Origin of the sequence: Bacteroides sp. AM44-19 (assembly GCF_003603395.1) — a bacterium.
Classification (GTDB): domain Bacteria; phylum Bacteroidota; class Bacteroidia; order Bacteroidales; family Bacteroidaceae; genus Bacteroides; species Bacteroides uniformis.
This window is the reverse complement of record NZ_QTNB01000008.1, coordinates 100,318-112,591: the sequence shown is the minus strand read 5'-3', so window position 1 is coordinate 112,591 and position 12,274 is coordinate 100,318. Positions and strand designations below refer to the sequence as shown.

The following is a 12,274-nucleotide window of genomic DNA, read 5'->3' as shown; positions in this document are numbered from 1 at the left end:
TAAACTTATATTTTAGGGTTCAAAACTTATCCAAACTTCCTTTTTCACTGACGGATTCGGAACATATAAGAAAGTATTCGGAGCATCTTCAAAAATTTTATAAATGGATTTACCTTTCCCAATACCTAAATCATGATACTCTCTTGGAGCCTTTCTTACCAGTTCCGAAAAATGATAGTTTGTATTTCTGATCCACTTCAATCCATCACCCTCAAAAACAGGATACCATGCAATACCTTTATGACGACGAATCTCAGCATATTCAAAACCATATTCACGGTCACACCATGCACCAAACACAAGAGATTCATCTGCATTCGTACTAATGGTAGCATGTACCCAATATGGAGGGACCACCACCACATCGCCAGGCTGTGCATAAACAGCATAACACCTCCCCGGTTCATCTGTAGCCGACTCTTGCATGTAAATGACCGCCTCTCCATTCCATATCTCATAAACCTCTGGAGTGGACCATTGACTAAAAGGTGAGACCTTATGAATATGTCCCTGACTGCGAATGGGTTCCATTCCCAAACTTCCTTTGGCATAAGCCACTACTCCAAAAAGCAAATGCTGTTTTTGCAAAAGCGCTTTATGAACAGTCTTACCCACATCCATAGCTATAGAATAGACAATATCCGGTCCTTCACATTTCGGATCCAACAAACTAGACCGGATATCATCCAACCGCCGGTTTTCTACTGTCGGGCCAAAAACGTCCTTACCATAAATAAAACCTAACGGATTTTCTGTTATCCCTATATCAATCCCCTTATCAAAATTATCTTTATGCATGATGTCTTACAAAAGCTTTAATTGTTCCACATTCCATTCCTTCAGACTCCCCATAAGGTTTTATTGTATATTCCTTTATGGCAGCAGGAATAATAAAAGTTTCCGCATAATGGACAACAAACGGAGAAAATTGCCCTATAGGACTTTCCACTATCACCGAACGTCCCTCAATCAGATTCAGAACATTAACACCCGACTCATTCTTATGCAAAACTTTGTCCGTGAACCAATGTCTTCTTGTTTCTATAAATTCCCATTCATGAAGTCCCGTCTTTTCTTCACGCCAAGAATCTCCTTCACCAATAACAGAGACCTTGTTTATCAGTTCTTCTTTCACCCAAGACTCCGTTCTATTCCATTGTATCACATTAGCCCCATGAGCTATATTAATCGGACGCGGTCTGCCATCCAGTCCCATCCGTCCCCAATCCCACAACTTAAATGTAAAGATGTATGGGGTTGCACTAATCTCAAGTACCATGCTATTCCTTCCCGAACAATGTACCGTACCAGCCGGAATTAAAAAATGATCATGCTTCTTTGCCGGATAAATACCTACATACTTCTCCACTTCAAATTCACCAGTCCTTTGCGATTTTTCCAATTCATCAAGCATCTCCTCCGGTTTAATATTATCCTTCAAACCCAAATATACAGTTGCCCCCTCCTTAGCATCCAAAATATAGTAGCTCTCATCCTGCGTATAATGCATCCCAAATTTCTGTTGTATATATTCAGTCAAAGGATGAACTTGTAAGCTTAGATTGCCGCCTTCTATCGTATCAAGAAAGTCAAACCGTATTGGAAACTCATCACCAAACCTGCCATACACAGCATCGCCCAATAGCTGTCGGGGATAAGCAAAAATCAGATCAATTGACGGTATTTCCACTTTCTCATCCCCAAAGGCCAACAACAGACTGTTTTCTTCAGGTACACAGTCAAAACACCAAGCATAATTAGGCATCGTCCGTTCTAAATCGCAAACATCTTTCATCCACTGTCCCCCCCAAGGCCCCGGATCAAAAAAGGGAACTACACGAAACGGGCCATTTACCGCTTTCTCCAATCCCTCAAACATCGCTTTGCCTGTAATCATCTTAGGATGATTGCGCCGATTCGTATCCAAAACATAATCCACCTTTGCCATCAGTATCTTTTTGTGCCTATCGCATATTCTCCAATCTACGAAAAAAGCTCTTTTATACTGCAAGGAGGTTCGTTCTTCTTTGTTGTTGACACCTATATTTGATATTTCATCTTTACGGAATCTGGACTGTATCTCCCATCTTGCCATATCGGCATAAATCAACAAATCAGGATGTTCACAAAGATAGGCCGCACCAACCCCATAGACTATTACAATACCAGACTGCAAATCTTCTATCTGTTGCCGGATACCAGTAACTTTATCGAAATCAAAAAAACATTCCATTGTATACCGGGTCAGATAGCCGAATAATTCATCATCGGTAATATCAGGATAGAAAAAATCATTGATTTTCTCTTCCGGCAACATCGCACTATCTGTATGAACAAATAAAGCATTATTGAATCTACCGGCAAAAGCATTACGTATATCATTCTCAAACACTCCTTGATAGCACTCAATCGCAACCACTTTCAACGGCTTCTCCAGTACCTTCAAACGTTCACTGATACTATCGGTAATGGCAAACCAACCGGAAATACAGTCATCCGAATTATAGGACACCTGCACAAAAGGATATTTATCGTAATTAGCAGAATACTTCATCTTTTATCTTTTTTCTTAAACAATATTCCAAACCATACAAAGCTGCATAATCTCCCAAGCTAGAAACTACCACAGATACTTTTGCACTCGGAGTCCAGGCAAACTTTGACACCCGTTCCTCGATATAAGGCACTATCACTTTATGGCTATTCATGATTCCCCCTCCAAGTATCACCACTTCAGGATCATAAGCATGAATAAAATTTATAACAGCAGCTCCCCATATTTCAATGCATTCATTTCGTACCAATAACGCGTCTCTATTTCCTTGTTCCGCCAATTGGAAGATTTCTTTAAAATCATAATTCTGAGATGACATTTTAAACGAAGGAGACAGGCAAGCATGATCCTTTATAATTTTATGAAGGAAGAATGAAGAGGACAAAGCCTCCACACACCCCTTGTTTCCACAAGAGCATAACCTTCCTTTGTAGTCTACTACAAAATGGCCACCCAACGAACCTGCTTGAAAGTGCTTTCCATACATTACCTCACCATTCATAATGACTCCCGATCCTATGCCCGTACCAATAGTCATCATAACAACGCTATCATATCCTCTGCCGCTCCCATATTGCCATTCTCCAATTGCTGCAAGCCGTGCGTCATTATCAATGTAAAAGGGGGCTCCCCAATGTTCATCCGCCCATCTATCCAAATCAAGCTCCACTCCATCATCATATTTTTCATTCGTAGATATAATAATGCTTTTTTTATTATTTACTAGCCCTGGAAAAGCTATACCCACTCCAAAGAGGCGCTTCACACCATTTGAATTTAGCAGGAAATCAATTGCATTTTCAATCTCCGGCAAACTTGCTGTCATATCCAAATCTTGACGAGAAGGCATTTTTACATAGTCTACCAGTTCTCCATTGCGTAAGAGACCGACTTTTGTAATGGTTCCTCCCAAATCTACAGCTATGATATACTTCATATTCATATTTCTATCAATTGGGGATTGCCATTCACACACTGTAAAGATGCAGAAAACCCGTTCTCCAAAATCACTTGATAATCATGTCCTGCGTCCGAAGGCCAACAAGCAGCGAATGACAGAACAGAATATCCTATATTTGCCACACGATGGGCCACCCCTCCAGGTATATAATGAAGACTACCCGGAAACATCCGCTCACTCCAAACCCTTCGGTTCTGATCCATCATAATCAATCTGCCTTCACCTTCCACTCCCCAATAGTACTCCCCACGATTCATATTGGCATGAAAATGTCCTTTGGTCATGAAATACTCATCACCAACCTTACCTGGATAAATTCTCGTGATTCCGAAATAGAGTCCCCCTGGCGTTCCTTCTTCAACCGGCAGATGACAAGTCACCTCATACAATAAAGTATCAGGAGACATCTGTTCATAAGCCTCACAATTATGAAAAACACCTCGTAAATCAGCCAAAGTCTTCAAACTCCTCTTCACATTTTCACCGATCAAAGAATCCTTTATAAAGAGCAAAGGCGACTCATTTGTTCTCTTATCATTCATCAGCATCATACTTTTAAAATCTTATATTGCAAAAGTACGCTGATATGGAACTCGCTCTTTCCTCTATATTTTCCGATAATTATGGTATTTTACCATTATTCGCAGCAAATGGATAAAACCTTGCAAAAAAAGTAGAAAACCAAGGCTCTAACCACCAAATATTCAATGATAAAATAGTAGAATCAAATGGCTTGTTTAGCCTTTACTCCAAACTGCTTTTGGAACTGCGACGGGGACATTCCTGTCACTTTTTTAAATTGGGATATAAAATTAGATAAGTTAGGGAATCCGACTTCCCCACTGATAGTAGAAATCTTCATTTTGTTTTCCAGTAATAGTTTTTTCGAATAACCGATACGCATTTCGTTCAGATATTCTACAAAGGTTTTCTTGGTCCTCTCCTTGAAATAACGGCAAAAAGCTGTCGGGGTCAATCCAACCAAAGTCGAAACTTCTTCCAACCTAATGGAAGTCGCAAAGTTCTTGACGAGAAACTTGTATACCTTATTAAATCTCTCAAAATCTTCTGAATTTACAGAATTCGTAAATCCCACTGAGGCCAGTAACTCATACTCAGTCGATGTGGCCATCAGCTCAAGAAGTGTTAAAAGATTCGTTACCTTCCGAACCCCTACATCATTCACCGAACTCCTTATAAACCGGGTTATCTCTAATTTCGAATTTCCGGTAAACTTCAGTCCACGCCGTGATCTCTCTATCAAATCACGAATATTATTCATTTCTGGTAATCTGATAAAATTCGGATCAAATATCTCACGTTTAAAGAACAGACAGATACACGTAGCACGCAAACCAGACTCCTTATCAAAATAAGCATCATCATTACGCCATTCATGAGGGAGATTAGGGCCAATCATACATACATCCCCCTCCTCATACTGTTCTATGCAATCCCCGACAAAACGAGTTCCTATACCTCTAGTTATATACATTATCTCTATGGCCGGATGATAATGCCAAGGTACAATGAAGTGCGGCAAGTCTTCTATATAATAATGTATATGACTGTCTATTGGGAATGGCAGATCTTGGTAAAGTGGTTTCATAGTCATCTAAGTCAATAATCACCGTTAATTATAAAAGCGAATATAGACAATTATTTTATCAAAGCAAGCTATTGTATGTTAAAACTCATAGTAACATCAAAATATAAATATCAATCTTATACTCAAACAAACAAATGATATCTTTTGTATCTTTGTCCCCGCATTTTCACAACCACATAAAATTATAATGAAAACAATAGTAAATGTTCCCTCCCGACAGAACACCATGCGCGAACTGCGGGATTATCTGATGATTGCCCTGGGTATGGTCTTATATGGTATCGGCTGGACAGTCTTCCTGCTTCCCAACGATATTACTACCGGTGGCGTACCGGGCATTGCATCCATCGTATATTTTGCCACTGGATTTCCCGTCCAATATACGTACTTCGCCATCAATTTTCTGCTTCTATTGCTTGCCCTACGTGTGTTGGGATGGAAGTTCAGCGTAAAGACAATCTTTGCCGTATTCACCCTGACCTTTTTCCTTTCCATTATCCAGAAACTGACCGAGGGTGTTGTCCTCCTGCACGACCAGCCTTTCATGGCTTGTGTCATCGGTGCCTCCTTCTGCGGTAGCGGCATCGGCATCGCCTTTTCCAACAACGGCAGTACTGGCGGCACGGACATCATTGCCGCCGTAATCAACAAGTACCGCGACATCACGCTGGGCAGAGTCATGTTGATATGTGACCTTATCATCATCTCGTCCAGTTACTTTGTTCTAAAAGATTGGGAAAAGGTGGTGTATGGCTACGTTACTCTATACATATGCAGCTTCGTGCTCGACCAAGTGGTGAACAGTGCCCGCCAGTCCGTACAATTCTTTATTATCAGCGATAAATATGAGGAGATAGCCAAGCACATCCAGGTATATCCTCACAGAGGTGCAACGGTCATCAACGCCTCGGGCTTCTATACGGGAAAAGAGATAAAAATGCTGTTCGTGCTGGCCAAGAAGCGGGAGTCCACCATCATTTTCCGGCTCATAAAAGACATAGACCCCAATGCCTTTGTATCACAAAGTGCAGTCATCGGAGTCTATGGAGAGGGATTCGACAGAATCAAAGTGAAGTAGAGGATTTCTCGAACTTCCCTTGATTCCAAGTATAAACAATAGGACGGCGGACAAACGGTTTCAGTTTCTCCGCCGCTTCTTTACCCATGTAATCGGTCGTGGTAAAAGTGAATGCCAACGTGGCATCCTTCGCAGAAAGGTCCGCTTTCATCAGCAGCATGTCGGCCTGGCGACGGGCATCCTGATACTCATAGACATCCACCGTATCCGCGGCCTCAGCGATAAAATCATCCAGAACGGGCAATGCCGGCAGGTAGGACGAAGCAACCAGCTCCTTCCAGTCTGTCGTATAGAACTTGACATGGCTGTCGCAAGCCGGAGCACAAACCGTAGATACCACACAAACCACTTTCGTGCTGTCGTTGACAGGCAAGAGCTTCATCTGCCACGAGCTCTGGGGAGTCATCTTCACATGTATATAATCCGGGGCAAGTTCCGTCATTTCCGATTTACCACCAAAGCTGTTGGTCACCTCAGCTTTCATCTTACTTTCCAGAAAGTCTATAAAATCCGCACGGTTCACGGCACTAAGCAACGGACATATAGAATCCGGCATATTCTTAAAACACGTCTTGGCTTCCTGGGCCTGCAAATACCCCCATCCGATGAAAGCCAAAATCAAAAAAGCACTCAGTTTTCTTATCATAACATTTTAATCATTTCTTCAAGGAAACGGGCATCTGTTTCATCAAAACCGCCCAAATCGTCACTGTCAATATCCAATACTCCCCACACTTCACCGTCCTCACGCTTCAGCGGAACCACGATCTCCGAACGCGACAGCGAGCTGCAGGCTATATGTCCGGGAAATGCATCCACATCGGGCACAACCAACGTCTCGTCTTTATCCCATGCCGTGCCGCAAACACCACGGCCTTTCCTGATGCGCGTACAAGCTATCGGTCCCTGGAAAGGTCCTAACACCAATTCTTCACCCTTCACCAAATAGAAGCCTACCCAAAAGAAATGGAAAGTCTCTTTCAGCGCCGCCGAAACATTCGCCAGATTGGCTATCAAGTCATCTTCACCTGCCAGCAGATTTTTCAGTTGAGGAAGCAAAGCGCGATATTTCTCTGTCTTGCTAACAGCATTTATATATAGGTCTTCTGCCATATATCTCTTGTTTATTTACTCCCCAAATATAGGAAGAACATTCCAATCAACACCAAAATGAGGTCGACAGCCTTGCTTTTTAAATTCTTTTCACGGAAGAAAAGCGCACCGAAAAGGAAGGAAACAACAACGCTTCCACGACGCACCATCGAAACGATGGAAATCATGGAGTCCTCATAGCTCAGGGCATAAAAATAGACAAAGTCTGCCGCACAAAGGAAAATGGAGATACAGATAATGGTCCAGTCCCAACGAAACGGGGTACTTTCTTTTCGCTTGGGGTACCACAACAGCAAGATAATGGGGCACATGATAAAGACTTGGTAGACATTATACCACGACTGCACCAGCATCGGATTGAGCTGCTTCATCAGATATTTGTCATACAGCCCACTGACAGCTCCAGCAACGGCAGCCAGCACGATGAAAAGAATCCATTTGTTATGCTTGAAGTCGATTCCCTCCTTCTTGCCCGAACGGCTCAGCATGAAAAAGGATACTATGGCAAGCATCACGCCAATCCATTGATAAAGGTTCAAGCGTTCGCCAAACACAAGCATGGCACCTACAAGCACCATCACGGGGCGCGTCGCATTAATCGGTCCCACGATGGTCAGCGGCAGATGCTTCATCCCGAAATAACCGAATATCCAGGAAGAGAGCACGATAAACGACTTGACAACAATAAACTTATGCACCTCCCACCCCACCACGGGAACATCAAACATCGTACCTCCCAACACCGACGGCGCAAAGGCAGATACCAGAATGAAAGGAAGAAATATCAGGCTCGAGAACAGCGTGTTCAGGAAAAGTACCGGCAGTACGGCATTGTCACGAAGCGACTTCTTCTTGAAGACATCGTAAAATCCCAATAAGGCAGCAGAGAGGAAAGCAAGCAATAACCACATAGAGTTAATTAAAAATTAAGAATTAAAAATTAAAAGGAGGGGGGTACGTTTTTGTAGTGCATCCCTCTTTTATTCTAAAAAAGTAGTTTCCGGATAGGCTACATCTACTAGAAACAATGCATTTCCGGGAACGGAGGTTCCTGCCTGACAACGGTCCTTCTGTTCGATGACGCGTCGGAAACCCTCAACAGAAAGTTTTCCGCGACCCACTTCGAGCAAAGTACCGACAATGGCGCGTACCATGTTCCGCAGGAACCGGTCGGCCTGGATGGTGAACACCCAGGTCACATCGTCTACCCGGGTCCAGGCGGCATGCATAATCTTGCAATTATTGGTTTTGACATCCGTATGAAGTTTGCTGAAGCTGGTAAAGTCCGTATAGTCAAACAAGGTTTGGGCAGCCTCATTCATCCGTTCAAAGTCCGGTGTTTGGAACAGACGGCAACGGTATTGACGATTGAAAGGCATCTTGGCAGTAGTGACGTAATACTTATACATCCGCGCCGTAGCATCAAAGCGGGCATGTGCATCGGGCTTCACGGCCCGCAAGCGGTATACGGAAATATCGGGAGGAAGCAGACGATTCAGCTTATCCGTCATAAAAACAGTGTCCAGAGGAGAATCACTGTCAAAGTGAGCTACCATCAGTGAGGCATGCACCCCGGCATCGGTACGCCCCGCTCCCACGACTTCCACCTCGCGACGCAGCAAGGTACTCAGCGCCTTCATCAAACACTCCTGCACACTCGCTCCATTCGGCTGGATTTGCCAGCCGTGATAAGCGGTGCCATCATAAGCCAGGTATATAAAATATCGTTGCACGGTCTTTTTTGTGTGCAAAGATAGTGCAAACTTAAGAAGGTTTGAATTATCTTTGCAAGGTTTTCACCACAGATTACACAGATTAACGCAGATTTTTCACAGACATAGTACATTTATAAGATGAGATATTCTTCCAGAATCCTACCTATACTGATAATTGTCGCAGCTGCCGCAACATTCACCTTTGCCGGCTGTAAGAAGAAGGACATGTCGCTCAAGTTGAACGAACCGCGCAACATTCGGGGTGTTGTCAGCTACAAGCGCTCGTTCGGAGACTTGAATGAGAAACATCTCAATGTAGCCCAAGCCATCGGCATACGTGTACTTTCATCCCGCGAGGAAGCAGAAAAGATGAGAGAGCAACTGCAACCTATCACGACAAACGAGCTCTATGCCGTGGATTCACTGACGCATTCCATCCCTTATCTCATTCCGGGCGCCGCCAGCCTGCTGGACACCATCGGACACAACTTCCTTGATTCACTGACCGCCAAGGGGCTGAATCCAAACAAGATAATTGTGACTTCCGTACTCCGCACCCAAGACGACGTAAAACGCCTGCGCCGCCGTAACGGCAATGCTTCTCCAAACTCGGCACATTTTTACGGAACGACATTCGATGTCAGTTGGAAGCGCTTTCAGAAAATAGAAGACGAGGATGGACGTCCTTTGCAGGATGTCAGCGCAGATACCTTAAAACTGGTTCTTTCGGAAGTGCTCCGTGACCTGCGGAAAGCCGATAAATGCTACATCAAGTACGAGTTGAAGCAAGGATGCTTCCACATTACGACAAGAGAGAAATAAGCGGAAAAGAATTAGCGTTAATAGTATTTTTCAATCCCGCCAAACCCTATTATTATTTTGTTCTCTTTCGTTTTACAGATAAAGTTATTTAATCGCCTTTCAAATTCTTCCGGTCGTTTCCTCGCCGCTTCAATGTATGCGATTCGGATACGTTTATAGGGGTCAGAGAAACTCTGATAATTCTTCCATATTCTTTCATCCTCTTTCAATCTGTCGATTATATCATTTGGAAAAACAAAAGGAACCGACAAGACAGTTCGTATTTTATCCTCAAATTCAAGATGTATCATTTTATGCTCCAGCAACCATTTCAACCTTTCTTTGTTGGCTTGCGAATAGGTGCTTTTAGGATTTCTGGGCGTGAAACGCTGAATTTTATGTTCTTTGTCAAGTGACTTTATCGTGCTGTCAATCCACCCGAAACAAAGGGCCTCTTCAACAGCGTCATTATATACAATACTTTTCTCGCTTGAAGATTTAGTAGGAAACACAAACCAGACTCCATCGGCAGTATCAAAATTGTCAGCCAGCCACTTCCGCCAATCTTTTCTGTTTTCAAAATATCTTATTTCTGTTGACATGACAAGCCATCCAAATTACACTTCTCTCCTTATTCTTCCAGCATCTTCCACGCTAGCGGCAGGCAGGCAACTATATCCCCCACCGTCATCCCCACTGCCCCCTGCTTCTTGCAGGCAACATCTCCCGCCAGTCCGTGCACATACGTGGCCAGGCAGGCAGCCTTCTCCGGCTCATAGCCTTGGGCAAGCAAGGCAAGCACCACTCCCGTCAGCACATCACCGCTGCCTCCCGTTGCCATACCCGGATTGCCGGTAGGGTTGAAAAAACATTTCCCGGCAGGAGTGACAATGGCAGAATAAGCGCCTTTCAAGATGATATGCACTCCGGCGCTCTTCGCCAGCTCGCGAGCCTTCATCAGGCGTTCGTACGAATTCTGGCATTTGCCTACAAGACGCTCCAGTTCCTTGGGGTGCGGAGTCAGAATACTCCCTTTGGGCAGACGCCCTATATAGTTACGCTTCTCGCCCAGCAAGTTCAGGGCATCAGCATCCACCACCATCGGAGTCTGGCATATCTCTATCTGCTCCAGCAGAGCCGCCTCGGTCTCTGCCGCCTTTCCCAGTCCCGGACCTATCGCCACGGCCTGGTAATCGTCCGTATCAGTAGCGGCGGCAAAGCAGGTGTCGCTGATGTCCAGCTCCGTCATGGCTTCGGGCACGGAAGTCTGCACAATGAAGTTGTTGCAGAACGGCACATGCACCGTCAGCAGCCCCACCCCCGAACGCAGACAAGCACGCGCAGCCAGCACCGAAGCTCCCGCCATTCCCTGCGAACCGGCTATCAGCAGTGCACGGCCGAAGTTCCCCTTATGGGCAAACCGGCTGCGCGGCTTCAGCAGGGCAGACACATCTTCATGCTCCAGCAGGCAGAAGTCCGTTTCCATGTCATGGATGACATCCTCGCTGAGTCCGATGTCCAGTAACTGCCATTCGCCCACATACGGCTCGTTCTCGGCAAAGAGAAATGCCAGTTTCGGCAATTGCAGGCTCAGCGTCAGATGGGCACGGACGATATTCGTATGTACGTTGTAGGTATTGTCCTCACCCATCAGTCCCGATGGGATATCGATGGACACCACCGTGGCGGGCGAAGCGTTGATGTACTTCACTACGGCTGCAAAACCGCCGCTCAGAGCCTTGTTCAAACCGCTGCCGAAGAGACCGTCTATCACCACATGGTCTGCCGTCAGCACGGGAGGTACAAACTGGGTGGTCACTTCGTGGAAGTCCACACCCGGCACGTCGGCCAGCCGCTCCTTGTTCGTCTCGCAGTCCGGCGAAAGCGTCCCTTTCGTATTGAAGAGATACACCTCGAGCCGGTAGCCCTTCCCGGCCAGCAGTCGCGCCAGGGCAAGCGCATCGCCACCGTTGTTCCCCGGTCCGGCAAAAACGGTGAGCGGCGTGTCCGGCTCCCAACGCTCGGCAATGGCACGGGCCAATGCGCGTGAGGCACGTTCCATCAAGTCGATGGAGGCAATCGGTTCATTCTCTATGGTATCTGCATCCAGTTGCTTGATGCTTGTAGTAGGAAATATCTTCATAATAGGATTATCTTAAAATCGTAGAGCAAAGATAGGGCTTTGATTTCAACTGTACAAAGAGAAGACGTTTTTTATCAAGTTGCTTTGCCCCCCGGGAAAAAATATCTGCTCCGTAAGGAAAAGTTGTCTTCAATGCAAAGGATTCTTAGAACAAAGCCTTTATTCTTAGAAACAAAAGCTCTATTTCTATAAACAAAAGCTTTATTTACAGAAACAGAAATTCTGTTTTAAGTTTGCGTAGGCTTACGGATAAGTTTGCACAAGCTTGTCGGCAAGTTCCCGCAGGCTTGTCGGCAAGTT

The 12,274-nt window shown here is 44.8% G+C and carries 13 protein-coding genes; 2 read left to right on the top strand and 11 right to left on the bottom strand.

Annotated elements, in window-relative coordinates; genetic code table 11:
* Positions 1 to 12: 12 nt before the first annotated feature.
* From DW947_RS13400 to DW947_RS13380, 5 genes are all read right to left on the bottom strand, one after another.
* The gene (locus DW947_RS13400) at positions 13 to 798 is read right to left on the bottom strand and encodes a glucose-6-phosphate isomerase family protein (RefSeq protein WP_117962667.1); all 786 of its coding nucleotides are present in this window, start codon (positions 796 to 798) and stop codon (positions 13 to 15) included.
* Positions 791 to 2,554, bottom strand: coding sequence for a class I mannose-6-phosphate isomerase (locus tag DW947_RS13395; protein ID WP_117962665.1), 1,764 nt, complete (start codon positions 2,552 to 2,554; stop codon positions 791 to 793). The genes DW947_RS13400 and DW947_RS13395 overlap by 8 nt, the downstream gene beginning before the upstream one ends.
* Positions 2,538 to 3,497 carry an ROK family protein gene (locus DW947_RS13390; RefSeq protein WP_005823650.1) on the bottom strand — a complete coding sequence of 320 codons (960 nt, stop codon included), beginning with the start codon at positions 3,495 to 3,497 and terminating at the stop codon, positions 2,538 to 2,540. The genes DW947_RS13395 and DW947_RS13390 overlap by 17 nt, the downstream gene beginning before the upstream one ends.
* A complete protein-coding gene (locus DW947_RS13385) occupies positions 3,494 to 4,057 on the bottom strand; it encodes a glucose-6-phosphate isomerase family protein (RefSeq protein WP_009037083.1) in 564 nt (187 codons plus the stop codon). Before DW947_RS13385 ends, DW947_RS13390 begins: the two co-directional genes overlap by 4 nt.
* A 182-nt stretch (positions 4,058 to 4,239) precedes the next feature.
* Positions 4,240 to 5,124, bottom strand: coding sequence for an AraC family transcriptional regulator (locus DW947_RS13380; protein ID WP_016272606.1), 885 nt, complete (start codon positions 5,122 to 5,124; stop codon positions 4,240 to 4,242).
* Between the two features lie 187 nt (positions 5,125 to 5,311).
* Here DW947_RS13380 and DW947_RS13375 point away from each other — a divergent pair, with 187 nt between their 5' ends.
* Positions 5,312 to 6,202 carry a YitT family protein gene (locus DW947_RS13375; RefSeq protein WP_005823655.1) on the top strand — a complete coding sequence of 297 codons (891 nt, stop codon included), beginning with the start codon at positions 5,312 to 5,314 and terminating at the stop codon, positions 6,200 to 6,202.
* On the opposite strand, the gene DW947_RS13370 is transcribed toward DW947_RS13375, so the two are convergent.
* The 4 genes from DW947_RS13370 to truA all read right to left on the bottom strand — a co-directional run bounded on the left by DW947_RS13370 (position 6,189) and on the right by truA (position 9,048).
* The gene (locus DW947_RS13370; RefSeq protein ID WP_035449988.1) at positions 6,189 to 6,848 is read right to left on the bottom strand and encodes a DUF3256 family protein; all 660 of its coding nucleotides are present in this window, start codon (positions 6,846 to 6,848) and stop codon (positions 6,189 to 6,191) included. The two genes, DW947_RS13375 and DW947_RS13370, sit on opposite strands and share 14 nt — an antisense overlap.
* Positions 6,845 to 7,315 carry a GAF domain-containing protein gene (locus DW947_RS13365; RefSeq protein ID WP_117962663.1) on the bottom strand — a complete coding sequence of 157 codons (471 nt, stop codon included), beginning with the start codon at positions 7,313 to 7,315 and terminating at the stop codon, positions 6,845 to 6,847. Before DW947_RS13365 ends, DW947_RS13370 begins: the two co-directional genes overlap by 4 nt.
* 11 nt (positions 7,316 to 7,326) lie before the next feature.
* Complete coding sequence (locus DW947_RS13360) at positions 7,327 to 8,226, bottom strand: DMT family transporter (protein ID WP_005823661.1); 900 nt, start codon at positions 8,224 to 8,226, stop codon at positions 7,327 to 7,329.
* 69 nt (positions 8,227 to 8,295) lie between these two features.
* Positions 8,296 to 9,048, bottom strand: a complete 753-nt coding sequence (gene truA, locus DW947_RS13355; protein WP_034523355.1) for a tRNA pseudouridine(38-40) synthase TruA — start codon at positions 9,046 to 9,048, stop codon at positions 8,296 to 8,298.
* A gap of 120 nt (positions 9,049 to 9,168) precedes the next feature.
* On the opposite strand from truA, the gene DW947_RS13350 reads away from it, so the two are divergent.
* Positions 9,169 to 9,852, top strand: coding sequence for a DUF5715 family protein (locus tag DW947_RS13350; protein ID WP_005823664.1), 684 nt, complete (start codon positions 9,169 to 9,171; stop codon positions 9,850 to 9,852).
* Between the two features lie 17 nt (positions 9,853 to 9,869).
* On the opposite strand, the gene DW947_RS13345 is transcribed toward DW947_RS13350, so the two are convergent.
* Positions 9,870 to 10,433: a YdeI/OmpD-associated family protein gene (locus tag DW947_RS13345; RefSeq protein WP_005823665.1), complete on the bottom strand. Its 564-nt coding sequence runs from the start codon at positions 10,431 to 10,433 to the stop codon at positions 9,870 to 9,872.
* 29 nt (positions 10,434 to 10,462) lie between these two features.
* Positions 10,463 to 11,974, bottom strand: a complete 1,512-nt coding sequence (locus DW947_RS13340; RefSeq protein ID WP_005823666.1) for an NAD(P)H-hydrate dehydratase — start codon at positions 11,972 to 11,974, stop codon at positions 10,463 to 10,465.
* Positions 11,975 to 12,274 lie beyond the last annotated feature (300 nt).